This window comes from Verrucomicrobiota bacterium (assembly GCA_034440155.1).
Classification (GTDB): domain Bacteria; phylum Verrucomicrobiota; class Verrucomicrobiia; order JAWXBN01; family JAWXBN01; genus JAWXBN01.
Window position 1 is genome coordinate 1 of sequence record JAWXBN010000052.1, and the last position, 26,139, is coordinate 26,139.

At 50.7% G+C, this 26,139-nt stretch carries 21 protein-coding genes, 1 tRNA gene and 1 pseudogene; 14 read left to right on the forward strand and 9 right to left on the reverse strand.

The window, feature by feature from the left end; genetic code table 11:
• Both SGI98_05280 and SGI98_05285 read right to left on the reverse strand, forming a co-directional pair.
• Window positions 1-544 (reverse strand): hypothetical protein (locus SGI98_05280; GenBank protein ID MDZ4742817.1); only part of this gene is annotated, 544 nt, incomplete at its 3' end.
• Between the two features lie 79 nt (window positions 545-623).
• Window positions 624-1,811 (reverse strand): hypothetical protein, encoded by a 1,188-nt coding sequence (locus SGI98_05285; GenBank protein ID MDZ4742818.1) that lies wholly within the window; start codon window positions 1,809-1,811, stop codon window positions 624-626.
• Between the two features lie 177 nt (window positions 1,812-1,988).
• On the opposite strand from SGI98_05285, the gene SGI98_05290 reads away from it, so the two are divergent.
• Together SGI98_05290 and SGI98_05295 are read left to right on the forward strand one after the other, a co-directional pair.
• Window positions 1,989-3,056 (forward strand): M42 family metallopeptidase, encoded by a 1,068-nt coding sequence (locus SGI98_05290; GenBank protein MDZ4742819.1) that lies wholly within the window; start codon window positions 1,989-1,991, stop codon window positions 3,054-3,056.
• Window positions 3,057-3,078: 22 nt separating this feature from the next.
• Window positions 3,079-5,700: a DUF3352 domain-containing protein gene (locus SGI98_05295; protein MDZ4742820.1), complete on the forward strand. Its 2,622-nt coding sequence runs from the start codon at window positions 3,079-3,081 to the stop codon at window positions 5,698-5,700.
• A 28-nt stretch (window positions 5,701-5,728) separates the two neighbouring features.
• Here SGI98_05295 and SGI98_05300 read toward each other — a convergent pair whose 3' ends face one another.
• The 3 genes from SGI98_05300 to SGI98_05310 are packed head-to-tail and all read right to left on the reverse strand — an operon-like array spanning window position 5,729 to window position 10,206.
• Window positions 5,729-6,103, reverse strand: coding sequence for a cupin domain-containing protein (locus tag SGI98_05300; protein ID MDZ4742821.1), 375 nt, complete (start codon window positions 6,101-6,103; stop codon window positions 5,729-5,731).
• 48 nt (window positions 6,104-6,151) lie between these two features.
• The gene (locus SGI98_05305; GenBank protein MDZ4742822.1) at window positions 6,152-8,374 is read right to left on the reverse strand and encodes a hypothetical protein; all 2,223 of its coding nucleotides are present in this window, start codon (window positions 8,372-8,374) and stop codon (window positions 6,152-6,154) included.
• On the reverse strand, window positions 8,374-10,206 hold the full coding sequence (locus tag SGI98_05310) for a hypothetical protein (protein MDZ4742823.1): 1,833 nt from the start codon (window positions 10,204-10,206) through the stop codon (window positions 8,374-8,376). Before SGI98_05310 ends, SGI98_05305 begins: the two co-directional genes overlap by 1 nt.
• A gap of 295 nt (window positions 10,207-10,501) precedes the next feature.
• On the opposite strand from SGI98_05310, the pseudogene SGI98_05315 reads away from it, so the two are divergent.
• From SGI98_05315 to ispG, 7 genes and pseudogenes are all read left to right on the forward strand, one after another.
• A pseudogene (locus SGI98_05315) lies at window positions 10,502-10,675 on the forward strand (twin-arginine translocase TatA/TatE family subunit).
• 518 nt (window positions 10,676-11,193) lie between these two features.
• Window positions 11,194-12,465, forward strand: coding sequence for an adenylosuccinate synthase (locus SGI98_05320; GenBank protein ID MDZ4742824.1), 1,272 nt, complete (start codon window positions 11,194-11,196; stop codon window positions 12,463-12,465).
• A 4-nt stretch (window positions 12,466-12,469) separates the two neighbouring features.
• On the forward strand, window positions 12,470-13,183 hold the full coding sequence (locus tag SGI98_05325) for an isoprenyl transferase (protein MDZ4742825.1): 714 nt from the start codon (window positions 12,470-12,472) through the stop codon (window positions 13,181-13,183).
• A complete protein-coding gene (locus SGI98_05330) occupies window positions 13,180-14,031 on the forward strand; it encodes a CDP-archaeol synthase (GenBank protein MDZ4742826.1) in 852 nt (283 codons plus the stop codon). The genes SGI98_05325 and SGI98_05330 overlap by 4 nt, the downstream gene beginning before the upstream one ends.
• Window positions 14,028-15,185, forward strand: coding sequence for a 1-deoxy-D-xylulose-5-phosphate reductoisomerase (locus SGI98_05335; GenBank protein MDZ4742827.1), 1,158 nt, complete (start codon window positions 14,028-14,030; stop codon window positions 15,183-15,185). Before SGI98_05330 ends, SGI98_05335 begins: the two co-directional genes overlap by 4 nt.
• Window positions 15,170-16,579, forward strand: coding sequence for a site-2 protease family protein (locus SGI98_05340; protein MDZ4742828.1), 1,410 nt, complete (start codon window positions 15,170-15,172; stop codon window positions 16,577-16,579). The genes SGI98_05335 and SGI98_05340 overlap by 16 nt, the downstream gene beginning before the upstream one ends.
• A 3-nt stretch (window positions 16,580-16,582) precedes the next feature.
• A complete protein-coding gene (gene ispG / locus SGI98_05345; protein ID MDZ4742829.1) occupies window positions 16,583-18,631 on the forward strand; it encodes a (E)-4-hydroxy-3-methylbut-2-enyl-diphosphate synthase in 2,049 nt (682 codons plus the stop codon).
• 74 nt (window positions 18,632-18,705) lie between these two features.
• Here ispG and recO read toward each other — a convergent pair whose 3' ends face one another.
• From recO to SGI98_05360, 3 genes are all read right to left on the reverse strand, one after another.
• Entirely contained in the window at window positions 18,706-19,329 is a 624-nt protein-coding gene (gene recO / locus SGI98_05350; GenBank protein MDZ4742830.1) for a DNA repair protein RecO, read from the reverse strand.
• A gap of 65 nt (window positions 19,330-19,394) precedes the next feature.
• Window positions 19,395-19,820 carry a LysM peptidoglycan-binding domain-containing protein gene (locus SGI98_05355; protein ID MDZ4742831.1) on the reverse strand — a complete coding sequence of 142 codons (426 nt, stop codon included), beginning with the start codon at window positions 19,818-19,820 and terminating at the stop codon, window positions 19,395-19,397.
• Window positions 19,821-19,879: 59 nt separating this feature from the next.
• Window positions 19,880-20,644: a hypothetical protein gene (locus SGI98_05360; GenBank protein MDZ4742832.1), complete on the reverse strand. Its 765-nt coding sequence runs from the start codon at window positions 20,642-20,644 to the stop codon at window positions 19,880-19,882.
• A 127-nt stretch (window positions 20,645-20,771) separates the two neighbouring features.
• Here SGI98_05360 and SGI98_05365 point away from each other — a divergent pair.
• Window positions 20,772-20,846 (forward strand) — tRNA-Thr (locus tag SGI98_05365).
• A 408-nt stretch (window positions 20,847-21,254) separates the two neighbouring features.
• Here SGI98_05365 and SGI98_05370 read toward each other — a convergent pair.
• On the reverse strand, window positions 21,255-21,377 hold the full coding sequence (locus SGI98_05370) for a hypothetical protein (GenBank protein ID MDZ4742833.1): 123 nt from the start codon (window positions 21,375-21,377) through the stop codon (window positions 21,255-21,257).
• A 110-nt stretch (window positions 21,378-21,487) separates the two neighbouring features.
• Between SGI98_05370 and SGI98_05375 the strand changes: the two genes are divergently transcribed.
• The 4 genes from SGI98_05375 to SGI98_05390 all read left to right on the forward strand — a co-directional run.
• Window positions 21,488-22,564, forward strand: coding sequence for a hypothetical protein (locus SGI98_05375; GenBank protein ID MDZ4742834.1), 1,077 nt, complete (start codon window positions 21,488-21,490; stop codon window positions 22,562-22,564).
• A 204-nt stretch (window positions 22,565-22,768) separates the two neighbouring features.
• Complete coding sequence (locus SGI98_05380; GenBank protein ID MDZ4742835.1) at window positions 22,769-24,442, forward strand: ATP-binding cassette domain-containing protein; 1,674 nt, start codon at window positions 22,769-22,771, stop codon at window positions 24,440-24,442.
• Window positions 24,439-25,077: a hypothetical protein gene (locus tag SGI98_05385; protein ID MDZ4742836.1), complete on the forward strand. Its 639-nt coding sequence runs from the start codon at window positions 24,439-24,441 to the stop codon at window positions 25,075-25,077. The genes SGI98_05380 and SGI98_05385 overlap by 4 nt, the downstream gene beginning before the upstream one ends.
• The coding region (locus SGI98_05390) for a hypothetical protein (GenBank protein ID MDZ4742837.1) at window positions 25,052-26,139 on the forward strand (1,088 nt) is incomplete at its 3' end. The genes SGI98_05385 and SGI98_05390, both read left to right, overlap by 26 nt.

The following is a 26,139-nucleotide window of genomic DNA, read 5'->3' on the forward strand; positions in this document are numbered from 1 at the left end:
GGGTTGTTTTTGCGGCGATGGGAGTAGGCACTGGTGCCGGTGCCGGGGTAATAAAAGGTAGCGTGACAGGTTTGTCTTTGTTTAGGAACGATGAGGGGATCGTCCCTGTCGGCATTTTGACCGCTGTCATCGTGTCAAATCGGGGGACAGTGACCAATCTCCCCTCGATCTTGTGCCACAGGGCAGGGGAAACGGGTTTGGGAGGGAAATCTTTTTTGGCTTGGTCATCATTCGGGAATTTCGGGGCGGCGGACGTTTTAAAGGAGAATCCGGCGTTATCGTCCCGTTTCTTATGCAAGGCATTTTCGAAGCCCAAATCGAAAGTCCATTGAAGGGGGGTCACCGTCTTTTGGTCATATCGGGAAGCTTTTTCCCAGATGTCCACGATCGTATTTTCGTAGACATCAGCAGTTAATGACTCCTTCTCAAGCAAGGAGAAGAGGTACGAATAAAGGACGCCGCCGTGTTTGTCGCAAAAAGCCTGTAGAGAGAGCTTATTGCGCACTTTGATCTGGTCGATAAGGTAAATGTCCTGCTTGCTCATGTCGGTAAAGCAACTTGAAATAGCAAACGCTGTGACAGTCGGCTAGATAAAATTTCAGTTTTACTATGCAAGGAAAAAGTTATATCCCGGCTTTGTTGAGGATATCCGCTACGATTTTTTCGGCTTCGAAGTATTCCTTGGCTATTTCTTTGGCTTTCCGGCAATGGAAATCATAATCACTATTTATTTTGGCCGCGGCTTCCTTGATGTCGTCTAAGCTTTGGAAGGCGAATAATCCTTCCCCGACCGGGATAAATTTGCTGAATCCCGTTTGCTGGGTGATGACCGGTTTCCCGGCGGCTAGGTAACAGGCACTACGGTCACTGAACCAGCCGGTATTCAGGCGGGTGTATTGGTCCTTGGCGACGGTGAATTCACCTTTAGAGGCCCGGATATAGTCCTGATAAGCCCAGAAATCCTCGCTCATTTTGTGGGGCAAGGTAAACCGCCAACCTTGGGTCAGGAATTTCTCACGTTCGCCAGCCTCTTTCATGTCTGTGGCCAGCTCGAAAGGTTCACCACAAATGGCGGGGGCTTCGTGGAACTTATGGAATTCAGGGTTTTTACTCCAGAGATAGGTTTCCCCATTCCATTCGATATCTTTTTTGCCTCCAGTGGACCAATTTGCTATGGTCGTATAAACGGCTGATGCTGGATCGAAGGTCTTGCCCGTGGGCATTTCCCACAGGTCGGTCACGACGGGTTGGCGGGTGGGGAACCATTTAAAGTCAGTGTGGGGAACCCCGCAATCGGGTTGGTTAAGATTCTCCCCGAAACTGAAGAGGGCATGGTGGCGGGAGAGGTATTCGCGGGTGTTTTGATTGTCTTTGGCGAGTTTGATTTGTTCGACAGCGGGGTCACTTTCGATGTAAAGGAGCCTTTCCGAGGCGAGGAGCTCGTCGTTGAATTCCTGTGAACCGCACACATTAAAAATCGCGTCAGCGGAGCGGTAAAGCTCCTTGATCCGCTCAAAACTCAGGCCTGCCGTCGGTTGATCGGGGAGGTAACGGGCGCAGTAACCCCAGTTTTCTTTGCCTAAATCGTATCTTTCAAAAAGTCCGGCGAGGGTTTTCGCTGCGTAACTATAATCTTCAGTAACCTCGAAAGTGCTCGGGTTATACGGGATCCTAGCCGAGTCTTCGATATAATAGACCTCGTGTCCGAGGCGTTTGGCCCCGATCAAGTAATGCATGTGCTGCCAGACGACCCCTGCGATAGGGCAGCTGGCCATGAACCCCATAACGATAATCCGCTTTTTATCTTTCACAGGGTCATAATTAAACAAATTTCCGATCAAGCCGCAATCTTTCATCTAGCAAGTTTTATCCAAATCCAGAACACGCATTCCCTCCAATGGGCAAAACTGAGGAGTTAGCTTGTGGTGAATCAGGGGGGGTGAAATTTTAGCGTGATTTTCGCGGGGGGCTTAGGTAATTTGTCAGGCGTGAATAAAACTTCCCTCCAATTTCTTGAGAAACTGATTAATACCCCTAGTCCTTCGGGGTTTGAAGCTAAGGGCCAGAGAGTGTGGCTGGATTATGCCGCGCAATTTGCGGATGAAACCTCGACGGATGCTTACGGCAACGCCATAGCGGTCTTGAATCCTAAGGGCAAAACTAAGATCATGGTCGCCGGCCACGCCGATGAAATCGGGTTCATGATTAATTATATCAATGACGAAGGTTTTATCTACGTACAAGCCATTGGCGGGATCGATGTCTCGCTGGCACGAGGGCAGAGGGTTTTTATCCACGGGGCAAAAGGGGCGGTAACGGGTGTGACCGGAGCCCTCGCGATCCATCTCCAAGACAAGAGTGCTGATGCCAAAGCTCCGAAGATCGAGGAGATATTCATCGATATCGGAGTCAGGGACCGGAAGGAAGCCGAGAAACTTGTTTCTGTCGGAGACCCGGTGACGTATGTCGATGCTTTCGAGGTGCTGCGCGGGAATACCGTCGTCGCGCGGGCTTGTGATAACCGGATCGGCACTTTTGCCGCCGCAGAGACATTGCGCCTGCTCAAAGAATCAAAAAAATGTGACGTGTGCGTGGTGGCGGTGAGTACGGTTCAAGAAGAAAACGGACTCTATGGCGCGCAAATGGTCGGGTACAGTATTAAACCCGACGCCGCCTTGGTCATCGATGTGGGACATGCTACAGACATTCCGCCTTGCACAAAAACAAAGCATGGGGATGTCCGACTGGGCAAAGGCCCGATCCTGAGTGTGGGCAGTGCGAATCACCCCGTGGTGGTGGAACGCCTGAAAATCTCGGCAGCCAAGGCCAAGATCGATTACCAAAAGGGGATCGATCCCCGCTGGAGCGGGACGGATGCCGACGGGATATTCCTCTCGCGTGGCGGAGTACCGACGGCATGTATCGGTTTGCCGAACCGTTATATGCATACACCTGTGGAGATGATTGATCTCGGAGATCTGGAGGCGATTTCGGTTCTTTGTGCGGAATTCTGTCGTTCGGTCAAATCCGGCGAGACATTCAAGGTGAAAATTTAACTGATAAAGGTAAGGAATATTTATGAAAAAAGTTCTAGGCATTTCAGCTCTCCTGTTACTCATGGCGTTAACGGCGGGGGGGGTTTATTGGTGGTTTTTTCTGCGTTCGTCCAAACCAATGATCTTGGTGAATACCCTTCCGGCGGACACGGTGCTCTATCTGGAGCTTAAAGATGTCAGTAAACTTAAAGAAGACTTCAAGAAGACGGCTTATTACAAAATATGGAATGATCCCGGGGTACAGGCATTTGTCGGGCCGATGATGAAAACCTCCGACGGCGTAATACCGAATAAGGTACTGGACTCGATCCGTAAAGCCCAGACACCTCTGCCGGGTGCGGCCGGTGGCCCCCAGATGGACCAGGTCTCACGTATGGTCGAGCTCTTGGGCAAATACCTCCCGGACGTCATCCAAAAGCAGGCTATCTTTGCGATTCCTGAGCTGAAAATCTCGCCCCCACAAATGACTTTAATCCTCGCGTATGACTATATGAATGCCTCGGGCAAACAAAAGGAATTCGAGACCGCGCTCAAAACCGAGTTAAAAGGATTTTCCCTCGGCGAGGAAAAGAAGGTTAAAGGGACCAAAATCATTACTGTGAAAAATGCCCAGAATATGGTGATCGCAAAGGCTACCTTTGGGACAATGGTCGTTTACAGTGTGGGATCTGATACTAAAATACTTGAGGAGATGATTGAACGCCATACCTCGGGCAAGGCCGATGGGAGCTTGTCGGAATCGGAGAATTTTAAATTTGCCATGGGGAAAGTCTCTAAGGATTATGCTTCCCTAGCTTTTGTGAATATCGAAAGTATCGTAAATATTGCCAAACCCTTTTTGGGACTTATGCCCAGCGGGAAATCCACTCTAGAGCAGGTGCAGGCCTATAAGGGAATCATCGCCACGACATCCATCCGGACGGATGGGATGTTACAGGAAGAGAGTTATTATATTATGCCGCAGGCGCAGAGGCCTGAGTATATGAGGACTCCGGGGGTATTAGATTACAAGACCCTGCCCCTGACTAGCCCGGCGACGCAGTTGTATCTGGCAGGACGCAGTGGCAGTATGGTAGGGATGTATGATTTTATGATGAAACAGGCTTACAAGGGAGATCCCATGAGCCAGCAAACTGTTTCAAATCTAGAGTCCATGTTTGCCTCTCGGGGGATTAATCTCCGGGATGATTTTTTTGGTGCATTTGGTGATGAGAGTGCCTTTATCGTGGATTGGCCCGGGGACCAAGCCAGCCCGCGTATATTCCTTGCGCAACAAACCAAGGATGCAGGCAAATTGCGCGGGACAGTGGACAAACTCGTGGGAATGTTACAAGAGTTTGGCGGGAAGGAATTAGCCGTCCAGACATCGACCAATGCGACAGGGATGGTCGTTTATTCGATCCCCATTGGGGGCACCTTTGCCCTGCTTTCCCCGACGATTTCCGTGTCCGATCAGTATCTCGTCGTGGCGAATTCCACCGAGGCACTGGACTTGGCGGTCAGCCGCACAAAGTCAACGGGTGATACGATTGAAAAGTTACCCGCTTACTCGGAGGCATTGGCCAAAGTGCCCAAAGGGGGATATACGATGGGATATGTGAATTCAAAAGATTTATTCACCCGCATCTATGAGATGATCAGGACCTATGCCGCATTGGCCGGGGCCTTTATTCCTCCCGATCAGGAAAGCGGGCTCAACCTGAAAAAAATCCCCGAGACAAAAGCCATTGCCCAGTATTTGTCGAATTCAATCTCTACGGAAGTCGCCGATCCCCAAGGGATTTACGGGGTGAAGATTTCCTCGCTTGGCAATCAGGCCTATGGGATCGTGGTTATTTTTGCTGCCGGGGCCATTATCCCAAATTTGGATAAAATCAAGGAGATGAATCCCTTGAGTTCATCCAAGCCCATGCCGAAAAAATCCGCCGTGACTCCTGGCACAGCAGCGGCACCGGCGGGTGATGTGAGCGGGCTGAAGCGTTCTGATATGAGGACAAGGGCGGTTTCATTTGTCAACGACATCAAAATGATCGAGGCGGCAGCTGAACAAAATGCCATTGAGAATGGGCTTGCCCCAGGACAAACCGTCTCATTCAGTCAGCTTGTCCAGGCGAAATATTTCAAAGATGGGTCCATGATCGCCCGGGGACAAAGTGCTGTCGGTCTCCCTCCGGAACTCACCTTTGACAAGGTTTATACGGATATTGATCCGACCCGCAGGCTCTATATCCCGATGGAATACCGGAATCTTTTTGCCCCCTCCATCACCGCAGATGACCGTGTCTGGCAGGGAGCATCCCTGACTCCTGCTGAGGCACCGCAGGCTTCCGCGCCTGGGGCTTCGGTTATACCCGCGCCCAGTGGGAGTACGATTCCTGTCACGCAAAATGCGCCATCCGCCCCCGAGGAATCTTTTATTCCGGCATCAGCTTTTATGGTGGACTCGATCCTGCTCGACCCGGCTAATAATGAAGCTACGGTGACAATGAATAAAAAAATCATCGTCGATAAAGGGGAGGAATTTGACTTTAATTACCAAGGTAAAGACTATCGCCTGCGCGTCATTGATGTCCAAGAAACTTCCGTCACCATTGAGGATACCGTGACAAAGAAGTCCGTGAAAGTTATTTACACGCCCAAGTGACCCCTCTTGTCTCTCTGGAGTGTGTGGGTCAAGGTCCTTCTGTGATGACGGTATCATCGTGTTCGTAACAGGGCGCGCACATGCACAGGAGCTTTAGGAGGGTGGCCCCGGTATTGGTGATCTTATGTTTTTGGCCGGGGACAATCGCGATCGAGTCACCGGGTTTAACCGTGAACTCTTCCCCCGCAAGCCTCATCAGGCCGTGGCCATCGGTAATATAATAAATCTCCTCGGTCTTGATATGATAATGTTCCTGCGTGGATTGACCGGGCTCCAGGCGGGCCTCCGCTAGACTCTGATTTTTGACCGAGGAATTCCTGTACGCCAGTAGCTCCCGGATTTCCGAGCCATCCTTGGTCTTGAAAGCAGGGACTTCATTAATATTGGTGAGGATGTTATTCATAAGGGGTTCCGTTTGATCAAGAGGAAAAGTAGGTTCAGAAAAGATCCATTATTTAAAATCTATTTTTCCGGCGCCGATATTACTGTCGGCATCTTCCATACGGATAAAGACACGGTCGACGAGGTCGGGGGCGGTGTAAATGAAGGATTTTTCTTTATTGTCGAGGATGCCTTGGGTCGGTGCGACGGGGAAATAATGGAGGCCATCGGTGGAGGCCGTGACGGATTTGATGGTGCTGAGGTTATCAGTGACGGTGAATTGTGCCTGTTTGCCTGAGATTTTGACGTTGGTCATGACAGGGGGGGTATTATCGATCTGGAAACGGCGGCTCGTGTCGTCGGTTGATTGTATTTCGCCCGGGAGATTTGACAGGCTGTCATCGGCATCGACTTTAATAAAATAATTCCCGTCAGGCCAGCCAGTGGTATCCCACATAAAAATGGGGGCATCGAGCTGTTCTTCCAAGGGGTGCCAGGAATTGTCCCCTTCCATTTTATAAGACACTTTGTAGAGCAAATTGTCCTGGTTAGGATCGGCGGCATTCCAAAGGGCAAAGTGGAGGCCGCGGGTAGGGGCACCGAGGGATTTGGGCATTTGCATCATCGCATTTTGAGCGCCGATATCCGTAGGGGAAGGCGGGGGTGTATTGATGGCCATTTGCATAGCCGAGATTTGGGCGGCAATCATGGCCGGGGTCATGCCGGGGGCATTCACCTGGATAGGGAAAGGGAAATAACTACTGGCGAGAATCTCAATATTTGAAATGACGGGGGGTAAATTCGCAGGGCGGTAAAAAAACGAGACAATATTGATGATTGGTGAGGTTTTGCCTTTCAGGACGAGCTTGTATTGGAAGTATTGTGAGGCCGGACTTTGGATTTTTCCGTCACTGACGGGTTTCCACTCAGACCATGATTTGTCGGAGGTGGGGGTATTACCTGAACGGGAGTAAATGGTGATTTCAGAGCCATCGGGTGTGGCTGCCTCGACTTGGAGATTACCCCAGCGCACAAAGAAATTTGAATTAAAAACCTCGGACTCAAAAATGCCTTCGGCAGATTTTTCTTTCAGGAGACTCCAGACCCCGCCTGTATTACTGCCGATCAAATAAACAGTCCCGTCATCTTTGCCTGCTAATTTCGTAATTTGATTTGAGGGGAGTTTCTGGACGAGATTAGCTTTCCCCTGTGAGTCAATTTCAAAAAGGTAACCATCGTCCCCGGTCCCGACCAAGGCTTTCGAGTCCCGGATAATCAGGCTGTGTCCGGTGAATTTCGAGGACCATACCTTTTGGAATTGCCCATCGGGGGCCAGATAGTGCAGCACGGTACTGCCCCCTTTTCCGGGTTCACCATTTTCGACTTGGCCCGGAGCAGTCGTCGAGTCAAGTGGGGCAGGGATAGGCTGGGGGGCTGGTGTGGCCGGTGCAGCGGTATTTTGGAGATTCATGATATTTGCCACAGTATTTAGATCAGGGCTTTTGTGTGTCGTAGGGGTATTAGCACCAGTCCCATCCAGAACAAGGGCGAAAATGCCCCCATCGGGTGTGACCCCGATCCGCTTTACCTCTTTCTGGTTCGAAGACAGGAGCACATAACTGCTTTTATCACCGGGATGAATCCGGTAAAGGAGACCGGTTCCTTGCGTGCCGGCGAGCAGGTTTTTATCATTGTCCCACGCGAGGGAGACAATGTTTGGTTCATCACTGTCGAAGAAGACCGAGGATTGGTTTTCCCCGGTGACTTTATAGATGATGCCTTTATCCCCCGTAGCCACGTAAAGATTGTCGTCCTGGTCGAAAATCATCGCAAATACGTTTTTTTCTTTCGGCTCGAAATAAACCGATGATTTTCCATCCTTGTCGAGCCGGAGCACTTTGCCATCGGGCGAAGTGGCGATAAAAACCTCCCCCTTGTTATTAATCGCAAGGGCGAAGATATTCGTATCATCGCTGGTGAAGAATTCTTTGGTTTCTCCATTTGTCGAGACTTTCCAGACTTTGGCTTTGTCGCCAGTGGAGATAAAGAGGTTGCCCTGTTGATCAAAAGCGGCATCCCAGAGGTAGGCAGAGGTGATGTCGGTGATTTTCTTCAAGGCAGGGGAGAGGATGATGGTGCCTTCGCTGGTGAGTGTCACGCCTTCGGCTTTTCCACCGGCGAAATCCACATATTTTTCATCCGAGACTTTTTGGGTTTCTACTGCTCGCAGGGGGAAAATCAGGAGAAGACTGATGAGTAGGAACGATTTTTTTATGGGGGTAAAGGCTTTCATCAGCGGTTAATCACTTGGAGTTTAACGGATTTTGTCCCGAGTGCAACGCCATCTTGGGGCAGGGCTTGGCGGGATAACTCGACTTGGTCGATGAAGGCCACGGGTTGGTTGATTTTTGTATCTTGGTAAAGGGAGATAATGGATGCTGGCAGGTTTTCACTGGTCTTGTCTTCGACGACGATGCCGGGGGCATTCTGTATCAGCCTGAGGTAATAGGCGTCTTGGGGGACTTGTTTATTAAAAAGATCGATGAGTTGTTTAGTATTGACCGGGTTTTCCCCCTTGGCAAAGAGGCGCGTAGGATGCAGTCCTCGCTCGATCTTTTCGCTCGTGGATGTGCTCTCATCGCCCATCATCATGAATAACAGGGAAATGACCGGTGATTGGTTGTTAATAGTGGCGGCATCACAAAGCTGGAGTACCAGTTCCCCCGCCTTGATTTCCTCGGGGATTTTGACGGATATTTTTTTAGTGAGGGGTTCACTCCTCCACGGGCGTATGGTGTAGGAGAGTTCGATCGTTTCCCCAGGACGGACGGAGCGTTTACTCACCGATATCCCTTCCAGTGAGGAAACTTTTTTTACGGGGAGGGAGTCCCACTCCATTTCCAGGGATTGCAACCGAGGTTTTTCAAAAGGATTCGTTAAAAGGGCTGAGAGTTTAAAGCTGGCATCCATGATCATCATGAGCCTTTCCGACTCCTCACCGCTGTAAGTATCTTTAAAGTCGAGAGGCGGTTTACCTTCGAAAACCGCTTTGCCTTTCATGCGGATGGTAAATTGTTTCGAATAATCCATTACCCGTGTCGCTGACGAGGCGAGCACCAGCGATAAAAGCATGGGTGTGATTTCCTCAATCTGGGTGACCTCATATTGATAAGTTTTTTTACCGTATTTCGGGTCTATCGTGGTAATGGAGACAGGAATGGTTTCCGGTGAAGGCCCGATGATTCCTCCAATGGCAGTGAGGCGGTCTTGGGTAATCGTGCCGATATTTTGTCGGAGGTTGGCGACTTTGAAAGAACGCATGAGGCTAGGCAATATGCTCACGATCTCCGCTTGGGCCATGGGCATCTCGACTGCACCCATCTCAAAGAAGGGATGGCCGAATGCTAAGACACGGTTCCCGTCGCGGTAGGTTAATGTCCCGGTTCCTGATATGCTCATGTCGCCACGGACGAGGACGCCGGAGACGGCGGCGCCGGGGATGAATGGGGCTTCGATTCTTTTTTCCACACTGCCCCCGCCCGTGCTGGCTTGTGCGGCTGAAAGCCCGTATTTTTTAAAGAGGGGCGCATAGAGTTCGATCACGGGAGAGGGGACTCCACCGACGGACAGGGGGATCGATAAACGCTGGAGCCCCGAGAAATCGGCGGATTTCCCGTCGGCAAGTAGGACATGAGTCGTGCGGTTCCAGGCATTTGTCGCGGGAGTGTCAAATTTAAAGACATCAAGCATCGGCTGGATCGGGGTGATCCCGCAGTATCGTTCCGTTTCAAAAATCTGTAAGCCGTAACCGAGGGCCCCGACGAGTTTGCCATCGATATACATCGGGCTACCACTCATCCCGGCCACTGCCCCACTATTCCATGTTTTGGCATCGGGTAATTTGCACAGGATTAAATCGACTCCCGGCCCGATGAAATTATCGAGGACGCCGACGACCTCAGCATTAAATGACTCGATATTGCTACCTTGGAAAACCGTGTAGATTTTGCCGCGCATTCCCGGGCGCACATCCTTTAAGGGCATGACGACGGCTTTCTCCAAAGGGGTTTGTGCCGTGAGTAGGCAGGGTAAAAAAATGAATGTCAAAAACCACAATCGGATCATGCGCACCCACTATGCTTGAAAATCAACGCGAGGCAAAGGTTTTTAAAGAGGAAAATAACCCTCTTTTTACGTATTTTTATTTAATTTTATAGCGCAAAAAATTCATCCCAAAAGAACGTGGTTTTTTTCTGGGAGAATTTGCAGAAGACTTTTTTTACTGACACGAGTTATCCTTCCAGAGTTCCCTCCGGCCGATGCGTTCCCCTGAGCAAATTGCTGCGGTGGGTCAAAAGTTTAAAAGTGATCGCCTAAAAAGGACATTGAAACTCTGGGGTGTTTGGGTAGTTTAAAGTGAATGATGGATTTGTTCTTCTATTTAGGTTTTCTTCCCGGAGGCACGGAATGGGTGGTTATTTTTGTAGTTTTCCTCCTGCTTTTCGGGTCGAGTAAAATTCCAGAATTTGCCAAGGGCTTGGGCAAGGCTGTCAGGGAGTTCCAGAAAGCAAAGTCTGAATTTGACAATGAGATTAAAAACCTGGCCGAACAGACGCAGGATCACGTTGACACTCTTAAAAGCGATTTAATCAGGACTCCTGAGAGCATTGTTTCCAGTGAGGGCAAATTGCTCGCAGGCACATTTACCGGTGATGGCCGGGTTCAGTCGCCGCACAGTGATTTTGCTGTCGAGGTGGATCATCGTATGCCGGGGGATAAGGTTTTTGATGCGAATACGGGCAAACCCTTTCTGATTCCGGATCCATTAGTGGCCGTTTCTGTTGAAACTCCCTCACCGGCATCTGAAAAGCATGAGGGATGATTTTCGCGGGGACTAGGTGCTTGATGGGGTGGTATTTGTAAAGGCCATCATGGCTCTTTAAGCATTTGACAGCTTTAGCGGGAGAGAGTAATTCTATCTAGTTTTTGTAGTGACCCCGATTTGCAGTTTTTTAGCTGAAGAGTGAAAAATCTGCTTGATTGGGGTTTTTTAGTGTTTTTCCGGAAAAATGCCGGTGAAATGTGAAGTCTAATTGGAAAGAATCTATCTATATGGCGAATACAATTTTGATCGGGGCTCAATGGGGTGATGAAGGTAAAGGGAAAATTATTGATGTCATCACCGAGAAAGCGGACATTGTGGTCAGGAGCCAAGGGGGAAGTAACGCCGGACATACTGTGGTCGTGGACGGGGTAAAATACGTGCTCCACCTTTTGCCGAGCGGGATTTTGAGGAGGAAAAAAGTGTGTGTGATCGGTAATGGTGTCGTCATTGACCCAGTAGGCTTAGTCGCCGAGATGAAAGAGCAAATCGCCAAGGGGATCAAAATCTCCCCCCAAAACCTGAAGATCAGTGAGAATGCCCACGTCGTCCTGCCTTATCACCGTGAAATCGACGGGTTACGTGAAGATCTCAAGGGAAAGAAAAAAATCGGCACCACCAAACGCGGCATCGGCCCGACATATTCTGACAAGGCTAACCGGTGTGGTATCCGCATGATCGACCTGATCCAGCCGGAGGTTTTTAAGGCGAAATTACTCGAGAAGACCAAAGAAAGTAATTTGGTGCTAAAGTCTCTCGGGGCCAAACCCGGTAAAAATGCCGGGACGATCAAGGCGTATTTGGAGGTGGGTAATTACCTGAAACCTTTTGTGACCAATACGGCCGTTTATTTGCATGATGAATTTAAGAAAAAGAAAGAAATCCTTTTTGAGGGGGCGCAAGGCACATTCCTCGATATTGATTTCGGCACTTATCCTTATGTCACCTCATCGAATACCACGGCAGGCGGGGCTTGCACCGGAAGCGGATTCCCCCCGAACCGGATCGACCACGTCATGGGTGTGGTGAAAGCTTACACGACTCGGGTGGGTGAAGGCCCTTTCCCCACCGAGGATAAAGTCATTACGGATATGCTCCACTCGATGGGGCGGGAGTATGGGTCCACCACAGGCCGTGCCCGCCGTTGTGGTTGGTTTGACGGGGTAGTCGCCGGATATGCGGGGATGATTAACGGGATTGATTCCCTCGCCGTGACTTGTTTGGACGGTCTGGACCAGCTCGATGAGATTAAGCTCTGTACCTCATATAAACTCGGTGGAAAAACCGTCAAAGTCATCCCAAATGACTTGGGACAATTTGCTTTGTGTAAACCCGTCTACAAAATATTTAAAGGCTGGAAAAAAGACATTTCCAAAGCCCGTAAATGGACCGATCTGCCCAAGGAAACGAGGGATTATCTGGATGCCGTGGCCGGCCTAGTGGAAGCAAAGCTAAAGATTGTTTCTGTCGGTCCCGCCCGGGACCAGTCGATATTCATTTAATCCCATGAAAGGTAAAAAAATTCCACAACATGTCGCCGTGATTATGGACGGCAACGGCCGTTGGGCTAAACAACGGGGGCTGCCCCGTGTCGCCGGGCACAGGAAAGGGGCCGAGTCTGTCCGGACGATTGTGGAAACAGCCGGGAATATGGGGATCAAATATGTCACCCTCTACGCTTTTTCGACGGAAAACTGGAAACGTCCCAAAATGGAGGTGAATGCCTTGATGGGGCTTCTCGAGGACTTTCTCAAAAAAGAAACCCAGAGGATGATTAAAAATAATATCCGGCTCCAGGCCATTGGCCGCCTCTCAGACCTGCCAAAGTCCGTGCAGCAGGAGCTGCACCTCGCGATCCAGGCCACCGCAAAAAATACGGGGATTACCTTGATATTCGCTTTGAGCTACAGCGGGCGGGCAGAGATTATCGACGCGGTCAAGTCCCTGATCCGAGAGGTCAAAGAGGGTTTGATCGACCCGGCGCAAATTGATGAGGTGGTCCTTTCCCAGCATCTTTATACCCGTTATTATCCCGACCCGGATTTATTGATCCGTACCAGTGGCGAGATGAGGCTGAGTAATTTCCTGCTCTGGCAGCTTTCTTACACGGAGATATACGTGACCAAAACCCTTTTCCCGGATTTCGGGGAAAAGGAATTTAAGCTCGCGATCGATGATTATGAGAGCCGCCAGCGGCGTTTCGGGGAGGTGAGCGAATGAAAGGGAGGATAATCAGTACCATTTGCTTATGGGGGGCCGTTTTCGGGGTGATCCTGACGAATTGGCTGCCGGGCTATTACCTTTTGTTTAATTTCATCGCCGTCGTGGGGTTACTTGAGTATTACCATTTCTTAAAGCGTGAAGGGGCCCGCTTGGCTTATGGCAGTGCCGTGATCGCCACGGTCCTCCTGATCACCGGCATCATTTACCTTCACCAGAGCCATGGCGAAGTCGCCGCTTGGGCGTGGTCGTCCGGGATTTTTACCGCCTTATGCCTCTGGGTGCTTTGTGCGTCCATGTGGTGTGCGGGTGAACGTTCCCCTCTGGAGACAGTCGGGGGAACCCTCTCGGGATTCATCTATGTGCCCTGGTTGTCGCAATTCATGGTGCTGATTGTATTTGGTATCCCGCAAATTGCTTTGACGGCTACCGGGGGATTTTACCTCTTGTATCTCCTGATCGTGACTAAACTCTGTGACACTGGGGCATTACTGACAGGAATGGCTTTTGGTAAACACAAGATGAGCCCTCGGATTAGCCCCAAAAAAACGTGGGAAGGTTTGGTCGGGGGGATCCTCACTTCTGTACTGGCGAGCTTTTTGTTTGCGCATTTTTTCCATGGGACAAAGCTCCTGCTGATTTCACCGGCCGAGGCCATTGGATTAGGTTTTGTACTGGCCGTCGCTTCGGTCATCGGGGACTTGGCTGAGTCTTACCTTAAACGCGGGGCGCATATCAAGGATTCGGGCAATATTATCCCGGGAATCGGGGGGATACTGGATTTGATTGATAGCTTGCTCTTCACCGGACCCGTTTTATATTTCTACCTGAGATTTTTTACATCATGAAAAGAAAAGTGATCATACTGGGTTCGACTGGATCCATCGGAACAAGTGCCCTCAAGGTCGCGCGTGATTTACCGGACCGCATGGAGGTCGTGGGGATCGCTGCTAACCGTAGCACGGATGTCATTCTCCAGCAGATCGCGGAGTTTAATCCCCGGATCGTAGCCTTGACCGATCCTGATGCAGCCAGGACAGTGCGTGAGGCATTACCCGGATCAAATACACCCGTCCTCGACGGGTTGGACGGCCTGGAGGAGATTTCGAAATTCCCCGAAGCAGACATGGTTTTGATCGCGATCGTGGGCACTGCGGGATTAAAGCCCGCGCTGGCGGCGATCCGTGCCGGTAAAGATATTGCCGTGGCCAGCAAAGAGATCCTCGTCATCGCTGGGGAGATCGTGATGCGCGAGGCTAAAAAGTACGGGGTGAAAGTCTTGCCCGTGGATAGTGAGCACAGTGCGATCTGGCAATGCCTCGACGGTAAACCTGTCGAGAGTATTAAACGCCTGGTCCTGACGGCTTCCGGTGGCCCATTCCGCGGTAAAAAACGGGATGATCTCCATGACGTGACTGTGGAGCAAGCTTTAAAGCATCCCACATGGAATATGGGCAAAAAAATCACGATTGATTCCTCGACGATGTTTAATAAGGGCCTGGAAATGATCGAAGCGCGTTGGCTCTTTGGCCTGCCCATCGAGCAGGTCGATGTGATCATTCACCCCCAGAGTATTGTCCACTCGATGGTCGAGTACAATGACGGATCGGTCATCGCCCAGATGAGTATTAATGATATGTGTTACCCGATCCAGTATGCGGTCGTGTATCCGGATCGGGTGCCGAACTCCATGCACCACCTCGACCTGTCGAAAATGAAAGCTCTGACTTTTGAGGAGCCTGACATTGAGACATTCATCTCCTTGCGCTTGGCTCGTGAGGCTGGTCATACGGGTGGGACCTTGCCTGCCGTATTTAATGCCGCGAATGAAGTGGCTGTGGATTACTTTTTAAACCGCCGGATCGGGTACACCCGTATCTGGGACTGTGTGGAACAATGTATGGCCCGTCACGGGGTCCGGCATGCTGACGATCTGGAAACCGTCAGTGAAGCGGACTCTTGGGCGCGGGCCGAAGCGGAGAAACTGTGTCAGACATTTTAACCTATCTATATATCGTTTTTGCCATTATCTTTTTCTTTTCATTGGCCGTGGGGGTCCATGAATGGGGGCACATGCTTGCCGCCCGCTGGCGGGGGCTGAAAGTCGAGCGTTTCTCCATCGGATTTGGCCCGCCCTTGGTGACTTGGCGGCGTAATGGCATCGACTACGCGATCTGTTCGATTCCTCTCGGCGGTTATGTGGCCTTGCCGCAAATGGCTCCGATGGAGGCTATCGAAGGAGAGACGGAGAGTAAACGGGATGAGCTGCCCCCGATTACTCCCGTGGACAAAATCATCGTCGCATTTGCCGGTCCGCTTTTCAGCTTCCTGCTGGCTGTGGGACTGTCCCTGATTGTCTGGAATGTGGGGGTGCCAGCTGACAAAAGCGATTTCATCACGACGATTGGTTATGTGGACCCGTCCATGCCCGCGGCGAAAGCGGGTTTGCAGGAAGGGGACAAAATTATCGCTATCGATGGTCTAAAAGTCCGTAAATGGAGACAGGTCATGCTCAATATCGTCCTGGGCACGGGAAAAGACGTTAATGTCACGATCGAGCGTGACGGTATGGTCAAAACCATTCCTGTCACTCCATCCCGTGAAAATGAGGACCGTTTACGCCGCATCGGGATATCACCCGCAATGACTTTTGTCGTTGGTAAACTGATCAAGAATTCCCCCTTTGCAGTCGCAGGGTTAAAACCTGGGGATCAGATCGTTTCCCTGGACGGTAAACCTATCGAGAATTATATATCCTTCGTAGACCTTACCCGGGCGAAAGTCGACCAGTCCATCCCGATTGTGGTTAAGCGCGGGACACAAACAATCGATGCCATGGTTATTCCGAGGAAAGCCAAAGGGACAGAACAGGTTTTGCTCGGCACCATCGAGTTCAAATCAGAGGCTTATGTGGATTACCCGACACCCGTTCAGCAAATCTCGGATATTATCTACCAGACAAAAAGGATTTTGGTCGCACTCTTTACGCCCGGCGGAGGGATCGATCCTAGTCATCTGAGCAGTGCGGTCGGCATTTTTGATGCTTACTCACAGATGGTGAAATACGATATCCGCTTGGCGATTTGGTTCAGTGTCCTTTTTAATACCAGCTTAGCGATTTTTAACCTCTTTCCCTTGCCCGTTCTTGACGGGGGACATATCGTGTTAGCGATCATTGAGAAAATCAGGGGCCGCGCGATCAATATTAAAATCCTCAGTGCCATTCAGACAGTCTTTGTCGTCATGTTATTAGGGCTTTTTGTTTATGTCACATTCTTTGATGTGAAACGCCTCGCCCGGCGACAACAACAGGAAGAGCTTGTGAAAGAAGAGGAAAAAAGGGTGATCGAATTTAACGCCCCTGAATACTATAACAATACAACACCTCAATCCTAAAAAATGATTATGAGTTATTGCCAAAATCCATTTGTTTACAATCGCCGTAAAACCCGTGAAGTCGTAGTCGGCACTCCCGGACAAGGGGGAGTCTTTATGGGGGCGCACCACCCGATAGTCGTCCAGTCGATGATCACCAGTGATACGATGGATACCAAAGCCTCGGTCGGACAATGTCTCGACTTGGTGAAAGCCGGTTGTGAAATCGTCAGGATCACGGCCCCTACAGTCAAAGATGCGGCAAATCTTGAAAATATTGTCAAAATCCTCCGCGACCAGGGTTGTCTCGTGCCGATCGTCGCTGACATTCATTTTAAACCCGATGCGGCCATGGAAGCCGTCAAATGGGTCGAGGCGATCCGGGTAAATCCGGGTAACTACGCTGATAAAAAGAAATTTGCAGTCATGGAATATACCGATGAGGAATACCAACGGGAACTCGACCGCATCGAGGAGGCTTACAAACCCCTCGTCCTGAAATGTATCGAGCTTAAACGCGCCATCCGGATCGGGACAAATCACGGTTCGCTCTCGGATCGGATCATGAACCGGTTCGGCGACACCCCGCGCGGCATGGTCGAGAGTGCGTTGGAATTCGCCCGGATTTCGAGGAAATACGGGTTCCACAATTTTAATTTCTCGATGAAATCCTCGAATCCCAAGGTGATGATCGAGGCTTACCGTCTACTGGTCAGGATCCTGGATGAGCAAGGCCCGGATTGGAATTACCCGCTGCACCTCGGAGTGACGGAGGCCGGGGACGGGGAAGACGGACGTATCAAGAGCGCGATCGGGATTGGATCCCTCTTGGATGACGGCATCGGCGACACGATCCGGGTTTCCCTCACGGAAGATGCGGTTTATGAAATTCCCGTCGCCCTGGACCTGATAAAAAAATATAATGACCGACTGGAGTCTCCTGCCAGCAAGGAACCCTTGCCCGTACTGAATATCACCGAGTCGCGTGATCCTTATTCTTATCAACGCCGGGCTACCCAGCAAATTGTCGCGGGGAATATGCCTATCGGAGGGGAACAAACCGTCCGTGTCGAGGTCGAGATTCCTGAATCGGCCTCTGATCTGAACGGAGTCTTGGCCCAATTCTCCCGCCTGCGGGCTGATGAACTCGCCTTTGCAGAGATCATTAATCTGAAGATTTCTTCCGCTGCCGATATCGAGGGATTAAAGACGATCCGTGCCCAGTCGAAAGTGCCGCTGTCGGTGAGTGTCGGTGACCAGAAACAATTTGCTTTTGATGCGCTGGCCCATGTGGATAAGGTGAATTTCCAAGCTTCAAAAAATTGGTCTCAGGATGAATTCAGAAAACTGATCTCGCAAGCCCATGCCAGTAATAAAGTCCTCCAGATCGAAATCGGGGACGGGCAAATAACTCAGGCGGAGGAATTCCTGCAAATTGCTCAAAAGGAAGTTTTTCACCTGGTCTCAGTAGCGGTTAATGGGGTAAGGGATTTTGCCCCCATTCCTGCCCACCGGATCATGGCAGCATGGTTACAGGAAAAAGGTTATCCATACCCGATTCAATTAATCTTTGACGGGGACACCTCGGAGAATCCTTTGCTTGATACCTCCACGGTATTTGGAAGCCTGCTTTGTGACGGTTTTGGTGATTCAGTGCGTTTCGGGGGTTCCCTCGATGCACTGGAGAGGACTCGGATTTCTTATAATATCCTCCAGGCCGCCGGTTGCCGGTCGGTGAAAACCGATTATGTGGCTTGTCCGTCTTGCGGACGTACACTGTTTAACCTCCAGACAACCACCGCCCGCATTAAATCAGCGACCAGCCACCTCAAGGGTGTCAAAATCGCGGTGATGGGGTGTATCGTTAATGGCCCTGGTGAAATGGCTGATGCGGATTTCGGTTATGTCGGCGGGGCTCCCGGGAAAATCAATCTCTACGTGGGTAAAACCGCCGTGAAATTTAATATCCCCGAGGATGAATCTGTCCAACTCCTGATAGACCTTATTAAGGAACATCAGAAATGGGTCGAGGCCCCCGTCAAAAAACAAGTCGCTGAAGAAGTCGCCGGGTAAGTCCTGGGGGGGGGCTTTTTTTTAAAAACGATCCATTATTTTCCAGGCGGGTTCCGCGAATGGAGAAACGGTACTTACTCCGGCCTGGAATGCGGGATTTTGTGGAGCTCTTGCCGGATCAGGGATTCGGTCCATTGATTCAAGACCCGTATTTGTGCGGGAGTGACTTCTGAACGGCGCAATTTGCCTCCATTCATCCATTCCCCGAGCAATTTGCTCAGGTGCTCACCTAAAATATCCAGATCGGGCTCGGGATGGAGGCCGAGGCCTTTGAGGAGGGAGAGTTCGAGCTGGGAAAGGATAATCGCATCAGGGCTTTTCTGGTCGAGCCAGCTTAAGAGTGTGTCGAACCAGTGGTAAAGCTCGGGGTGGGGGATTTCGATTTCGGAGACGATCTCGAGGAGTTCGATCGCGTAGGAGATGAATTCCAGCCTCTCTACCTCCGAGGCGATTTGCTCAGGACGATGGCTGAGATCGAAGGAGGAGAGGGAATGGAGGTCGGAGTGTCGCGAGTGGCGGATGGAGAGCGTGCCGGAGTTCAGGAGATCGAGTTTGCCTGAGAATTGGTTTTTGGTTTTTCGTGCGCCCTTGGCGACGGTTTTGATGCGTCCGTGCTCGAGGGTCATCCAATGGATAATCAGGCTCGACTCCGTCAGCGGATATTTCCTGATGATAATGCCGTGAAAATCGCTGTGCATAAAAAAACACCTTGGAGCTTTTCGGCACCAAGGTGTGTTCGCCTGTTAAAGCTAAAAGCGTGTTTTTATTGGGGGACAGGGACTTTGATTGTCTGTCCGGGACGGATATTGTCAGAGGTGAAGCCATTGGCTTCTTTGATCCGTGTCACATTCGTATTGTTCTTACGGGCGATTTTCCAGAGGGAGTCACCTTCTGTGACGGTGTAATCGATCGTCTTGTAATTTCCGGTGTCAGCAGGGGCTTCCTGTGTGGTAGTCGTTGTAGTCGTTGTAGTGGTTTCTTGGCCGCTTTTTTTGTCTCCAGAGTATATTTCAGCGACTTGCTGTTGTTGTACAGGTGCGGTGGAGGCATCGGCAGGAAGGGATTGGTCAGCCGCCCCGGCTGTCCCAGTGCTGTGGTAAGTCGCTGTGTCCTTGTCTCCGGAACTGGAGCAACCAGCAATGAACGAGGAAAGGGTAATCGCGAATAAAGCAACTTTTAAATGTTTCATGGGGTGTAACCTAGCGGGTTTCTTTATTTTAACAAGTCGAAAAATTCAAAGGTTCTAAGTTAATTCCGGTAGGTGTCGACCCGGTTCATCCACCCGGCTTCCCAGCGGTTTTCACCCCGGGCGGGAGGGCTGTTTTTTATCCTCTGGCGCAGTACAAAGGCGGCGGAACTACGGAATTCCGCAAGGGCCGCCTCCGGGGTGCCTACGGGCTTCATCCCTTGGAGTACCTGGAGGAGTCCCCATCCTTGGCCTTTGTAACGTTCGGTTTCCTTGATTCCTTCCCCCTTGAAATTAACATAATCCATCAGGGCGTACATCCCCCCCGGTGTCCCAGCGACGAGGTAGAATCTTTTTTCAATACTGGCGCGTTGATCTCCCGCAATGATCGCCTGCATTTTCGGCAGGGATGCCTCGAGGCGCTGGGCGATGAATTCCGCTTGGAGGCTAACGGTATCCTTTAAAAAAGTCCTGATAGAGGTCATCGTCGGGCTATTAAAGGCTTTTTGGAATTCCGCTTTCGTATTCCACGGGCAATCCGGATGGGCCCCGAGAAGGGCCGCGGGCAATTTGCACCCCTTTGACGCGGCAAATTTCACAAAGGGCGGGAAACTTTCCGCAAAGGCATATTCCTTGCCTTTCGGGTACCAGATAAAGTGTCCGATACCCAGGGACATGAATTCCTCCCCGGAATTCCACGATGTCAGCCCGTTGACCGTGCCAGCGCATTCATTTTGCCAGATACGTTGGCCGATCTGGATGTATTCCGGGCGGGTTAAGGTCAGTTTTGATTGTCCGTACACCGGTGTAAGGATGCTTAAAACCATTATGAATAAAGGGAAAAATCTCATACCCAGAGACATTGCATGAGCTTAAGAGGTGATTCAATGAGAAAAGTTAAGAATCTCGCTTGAAATTTATTCCGGATTCTTCATAGTGCGTCACCTCACTTCCGCCAGATTAGCTCAGGGGTAGAGCAACGGTTTTGTAAACCGTCGGTCGTCGGTTCAAATCCGACATCTGGCTCCAGTTTTTTTCTACCCCATTCATTAGATCGACGTTACCGAATGTCGGACGCGCATGCAAAACTCAGGCCCGTGGCAAGCAGGGCCGCTCGCCCTACAGAAAAATAAGAGAAAAAACTTTGCGACCTTGTACTGAGAAACCCTCACTTGCCGAGGATCGGGGAGCGCATGCGCCCCGTGTGCATCCGAGGGCGTCCCCGCCCGATGGAACCATTCAGGCCCCGAACGCCTTCCGGGGCATTTGATCAAAAACGACGGGTGGACGCATGCCTGCAACACTCGGGACACGCGCACTCCCCGGAAACATTTCAGGCCATCTCTCATCTGCAAACTCCGTGCCCTTTGTGGTGCAAATTGCTCTGGTTGCGGAGGGGGAGGGAGTTGTAAGCTCCTACCTTTCCCCTTCTCGGTGTCATAACTTATGAGGCAATTCGCCGCATAACTCATCCAATAACTTCCCTTTACCTTCCCGTCCTCGCCCCGCATACTGTTCCCGGTACAGGGGTAACTGCTCGATTTGTATGCTCCGACTCATTTTCATGACTCCTTTGTTCCGGTGTCATAACTTATGAGGCAATTCGCCCTATTCCCTTGGAAAGAGAAAAAGCTGGTAGTGTTTGAAAGAATTCATTTTATAGGGGGGTTATGAAAAGAAATCCATTTCAGGGGTTTGTGTTATTTCTACTCGGGCTTTGCCTTGGTGGGGTGGTATTTGGTGCGGACGGCACTTTGGCAAATGGCTCCGCCAATCTCGTAAATACTCCTCCTCCCGGGGGACTCCCCGTGAAAATCGAGGGAGGAGTCTATTTTTTAAATCTGGTCTCAGTCGATGAGAAAGCGCAGACTTTTACTGCTGATATCTACCTGAATATCTGCTGGAAAGACACGCGCCTGGCCTCCAAACTCAAGAACGGAGAGGCTGCTATCCCCGCAGTTTATATCGAGGCGGCGGCTGAGGAGAAGCTCAAGGAAATATGGTGGCCACACCTAGAGTTTGTGAATGCCAGTCAGCCGGACATTACCAATCGCTACATCTCCATTCAGCCGGATGGGACGGTGAACTATCAGCTGGGACTGACGGCGGAATTCCGTGGGAAATTTAACTTCCATACTTTCCCCTTTGATCGTCAGGATCTCCCTGTGCGGATACAATCATTCCTTTTTGAGAAGGACGTTGTTATTTTTGTGCCGGACAAGAGGAAAATCGGCGTCTCTCAGGACGCCTCCTATGATGATCTCCAGTTCGATGGGGTCACTGTGAGGGCCGTCGAGAATTTATTAAATTTACAAGCGGGCAATGAGCATTACTCGGAGCTCGAGGCCACGCTCCATGTGAAGCGGAATTTCGATCACTATATCTGGCAGGTCATGTTGCCACTCCTATTAATCTTGAGCATTTCGTGGAGTGTATTTTTCATCCCTTCCGATGCGGTGGGAGATCGAATATCCATTAGTCTGACCTGTTTGCTGGCCGGAATTGCCTTTCAGTTTGCCGTGACGGCGAATCTCCCGAGCATTTCCTACACGACAGTGCTGGATCGTGTTTTTACCTTGAGCTATCTGTGTATTGCCTTTGGCGTGGCCGTGAGCGTGATCGAGAATGCCTGGCACCGTAAAGATAAGGCTTGTAAACATAGACTCAATAAAGCGGCCCGCTGGATGATGCCTCTCTTGTTTCTTTTGGGAATGGCCTACCTCCTTAGCCCGGTCTTACGTTCTTAGGAAAAAAGTACCAAGCCCTCCAGAGCCTGGAAATTATCTATTCACACTCATGCATAGAGAGCGAGGTGTGATGGGGGATAGGGGCAGGACTGAGTTTTGAGATATTTTTCCAGCAAATTGCTCCGAATGCGTCGGGATTCAAGCTCTGGAACAAATTGCTCTGGTCAGGGGGAGGGGGTTCCGTTAAAGAGGTTAGGAATAATTATGTTTAGATTGGAAAACGTCTCGGTCGCGGTCAAAGACCATAGCCAACCCACGGAACTGAAGTATTTGCTCCGATCGATCTCATTTGAATTACCCTTGGGCCATTTTTCCGTGGTGGTGGGGCCGAGTGGTTGCGGCAAGAGTACGCTGATCAAAACGTTGCTGGGGATCAGGAAAGTGCGCGAGGGCAAAATCCTTTTGGACGGGCATGACCTACTCGATAACCTCTCATTTTTTGTCTCGGAAATCGGTTATGTCCCGCAATTCAGTGTCGCCCATGACGGGTTAAGCGTCTTGGAAGCCCTCGAATATAGTGCTTCATTAAGGTTGCCGCCAAATTTCTCAAGGCAGCAAAGGGAAGAGAGGATATTGAAGGTTCTGGGATTAGTGGATCTCATGGCCCATGCGCATGTGCGTGTGGAAAATCTCTCCGGCGGCCAGAAAAGAAGGCTTTCACTGGCGATTGAATTACTCCGGGACCCGCAGGTATTGATTTTTGACGAGGTCACGAGCGGACTCGATGCCCAGTCGGAGGAGAATTTTATGCGACTTTTTGCGCAGCTCGCGCATGAGCAGGGTAAGACAGTCATCTGTGTGACGCATAACCTCGATCATATCGACCTCTGTGATTCGGTCATTATTCTCAATGCCGGGCAGCTTGTTTATCACGGATCCCCGACGAGTTTACTCGCGGATTTCGAGATTGATGTACCGGGGCGGCTGTACGGGAAATTAAACGACATCGGGGCCGGAGACCTGCCGCGTTATGATTTCTCGCGAGAAACGAGTGACGGCAAACAAATGACTTTCACCCATTTACCCGCGCAAATTGCCCAATTCATGACGCTCACGCGGCGGCAATGGCATCTCTTTTTCCGTAACCCGACACAAGTCACGTTACAGATGATCCTGATGCTGGGTTTTCCGTTCCTCGTGGTTGTATTTGCATTAAACGGGTTACCCGAGGTGCAGAGTATGAGCTTGGCCCCTACGCAGAATTTTGTGGAGGAAGTCATCCAGCGTTCGGAATTCATGACCAAAGCCATCGGCACCGCCACGCTGGCATCGGGGCTGATCATGTTCCAGGTCGTGCTCCTGACCTTGATGGGGTCAAATAACGGGGCGCGGGAGATCGTCCGGGAGCGGGATATATTCGAGAAGGAGAGGCTGGGGGGCTTGTCATCTTTGGCCTACCTGATGTCGAAAGTATTTTTTGTCTTTATCCTCAGCGCCCTCCAAGCCCTCGCGATGCACGGGCTGGTGAAATATTTCTGCCAGTTCCCGGGCCCATTCATAGACCAGTACATGATCCTTTTGCTTTCGACATTTGCGATGAGCCTGACGTGTTTGCTTTTCTCGGCACTTTTCCGGACGACTGAACAAGCCTCACTGGTCTCCATTTACCTCGTGGGTTTGCAGTTACCCTTATCCGGGGCGGTGCTGGCGCTGCCCGAGTGGCTCCTGCTTTTTGCGCGTCCGCTGATTAATGCTTACTGGGCCTGGAGCGGGTATATCAGGACCATGATGGATTCTCGTGTGTACGATGTGATTGTCGAGAATACTCACACCGCTTTGGCCCAACCACTGACAGCGATGGCGGTCCTCGGCGGGCATTGTTTTATTTGCTTGGTGGCAAGCTATTTCTTTGTTAAACAGAATAAATCACTGCTATGAAGCTTAACGTTAAATTTTCCCATATAGAACGCGCCAGCGAGAAAGTTTCCCCGGAAGCTGATCAAAAGCCCCAAGAAGCTGTATCCACCTCTGACAAGGATGAATCATCCAAACCGGAAGAGAATATAAAAGCTGAAAAGACGAAAGCTCCTGCTGATCCAAAGACCTCCACCGAAAAGAAACCCGCGGATCAGACGACTCGCCTGAGCTTGGATGATTTAAAAAAACAGCGTACCCGGCGATCCGGTGGGCTGATTGTGGGATTAGTGATTCTAGTCCTCGTCGGGCTCGGAGTCGGGGGATATCTCCTCGTGAAACGTCAGGCAGCGGGTGCGGCTGCGACGACGGCTGCGGTTAATTATACGGATTTCTCAGTGAATGCATTCCTCGAGAATCCCGCGAGTCTTGCGGGGAATCGTTACAAGGCCCAGATGCGTGTGGAAAGCCAGCTCGGGTTCAGCGCGGAAACAGGCCGGTTATTGGTTTTTAAGGAGCAGGTGAATCAAAAACCGCTCGCGGTAGTCGTTCCGGCCAAGCTCGATAAGGTGAATTTGGAAAAAGGGCAATTGCTCGAGGTGAAATTTATTATCAAGGACGGAGGAGTGATCTATGTGGAAGACATTCAAAAACCCTAAGCAGTCCATCTGCCTCCTCGCCGTATTATGCATGGGGGTATCCTCATGCCTCGCACAGACTGCGCCTCCAGCGGCTACTGGGACGGGCCTCGATACACAATCTCGGAAAGTCCTTGATGCGGCCGGTCAGGTGCTCACAAATGTCAACCAGTCATCCAGCTCCATGGATGTGATCTTGGGAAACCCAAAAAATGTCGAGGCGATCAATGGATTGATCGGTACGAATATGAATCTCGGGATCGAGCAAATCCGTGCGGCCACTATGCCCACCATCGCGACGAGTCCGACAGCGCGCAATTTGCCCCTGACCCTCTTTGAGACCTATGCGAATACCGCCGAGAAGGATAAAACCTCGGTGGACCAGTATTTGAAGATCATGGAGACGATCCGGGATGATTTGAGGAGCGGGAATTTCCTGGCTGCCAATGAAAAGGCCCTCGCCTTGAAGGATTTTGATTTCGACGGGGGTATCAGCGAGAATATCCGTAACCGTGTCCGCGCTTCGATGGAGGCCAAGTCCGAGATATTAAAAATGGATAAGGAAATAGAGAAATATGAGAAGGAGCGCCGTAGTAAGGAGCTCTTGGCTGGTGCCCAAAAAGTCGCCCCACAATCATCCGGATCATCTGGTGGCCAATCCACGACGACGGGTGACAATAACACGGTCGTAAATACCCCAAAAGTGGATACGGCACAATTTTCTAAGATGCTGGAGAATGCTTATAAGGCTACACGCAGGGAAGAGGATCGTCTGATCGCCGCCGGGAAAATGGGGGCAAAAGAACTCGAAAAAGTCAAAAAGGATATCGAGACCCGGCAGGATTTCCGTTCCTATATCTCCTCCCTCATGGCCTCCCAACAATATGCCCAAGGGATCATCGCTATCGATTTCTACCGGGCGATCTATAATGACGGGGATTACAGTAATGAGCTGTCCATGATGTATAATACGGGACTCGAAGCTGATAAACAGGGGAAGAGCGAGATTGAAGCTTTCAAATATAAATATGACAACGCCGAGCTCGCCGGGGCATCGGAAAGGTTACTGTCAGCATTCATGAC

What these genes read in the sequence shown, in the direction of transcription:
- SGI98_05295 (MDZ4742820.1), top strand. Translation starts at nt 3,079, where the DNA reads ATGAAAAAAGTTCTAGGCATTTCAGCTCTCCTGTTACTCATGGCGTTA.
- SGI98_05300 (MDZ4742821.1), bottom strand. Translation starts at nt 6,103, where the DNA reads ATGAATAACATCCTCACCAATATTAATGAAGTCCCTGCTTTCAAGACC.
- SGI98_05305 (MDZ4742822.1), bottom strand. Translation starts at nt 8,374, where the DNA reads ATGAAAGCCTTTACCCCCATAAAAAAATCGTTCCTACTCATCAGTCTT.
- SGI98_05310 (MDZ4742823.1), bottom strand. Translation starts at nt 10,206, where the DNA reads ATGATCCGATTGTGGTTTTTGACATTCATTTTTTTACCCTGCCTACTC.
- SGI98_05320 (MDZ4742824.1), top strand. Translation starts at nt 11,194, where the DNA reads ATGGCGAATACAATTTTGATCGGGGCTCAATGGGGTGATGAAGGTAAA.
- SGI98_05325 (MDZ4742825.1), top strand. Translation starts at nt 12,470, where the DNA reads ATGAAAGGTAAAAAAATTCCACAACATGTCGCCGTGATTATGGACGGC.
- SGI98_05330 (MDZ4742826.1), top strand. Translation starts at nt 13,180, where the DNA reads ATGAAAGGGAGGATAATCAGTACCATTTGCTTATGGGGGGCCGTTTTC.
- SGI98_05335 (MDZ4742827.1), top strand. Translation starts at nt 14,028, where the DNA reads ATGAAAAGAAAAGTGATCATACTGGGTTCGACTGGATCCATCGGAACA.
- ispG (MDZ4742829.1), top strand. Translation starts at nt 16,583, where the DNA reads ATGATTATGAGTTATTGCCAAAATCCATTTGTTTACAATCGCCGTAAA.
- recO (MDZ4742830.1), bottom strand. Translation starts at nt 19,329, where the DNA reads ATGCACAGCGATTTTCACGGCATTATCATCAGGAAATATCCGCTGACG.
- SGI98_05355 (MDZ4742831.1), bottom strand. Translation starts at nt 19,820, where the DNA reads ATGAAACATTTAAAAGTTGCTTTATTCGCGATTACCCTTTCCTCGTTC.
- SGI98_05360 (MDZ4742832.1), bottom strand. Translation starts at nt 20,644, where the DNA reads ATGGTTTTAAGCATCCTTACACCGGTGTACGGACAATCAAAACTGACC.
- SGI98_05370 (MDZ4742833.1), bottom strand. Translation starts at nt 21,377, where the DNA reads ATGAGTCGGAGCATACAAATCGAGCAGTTACCCCTGTACCGGGAACAG.
- SGI98_05375 (MDZ4742834.1), top strand. Translation starts at nt 21,488, where the DNA reads ATGAAAAGAAATCCATTTCAGGGGTTTGTGTTATTTCTACTCGGGCTT.
- SGI98_05380 (MDZ4742835.1), top strand. Translation starts at nt 22,769, where the DNA reads ATGTTTAGATTGGAAAACGTCTCGGTCGCGGTCAAAGACCATAGCCAA.
- SGI98_05385 (MDZ4742836.1), top strand. Translation starts at nt 24,439, where the DNA reads ATGAAGCTTAACGTTAAATTTTCCCATATAGAACGCGCCAGCGAGAAA.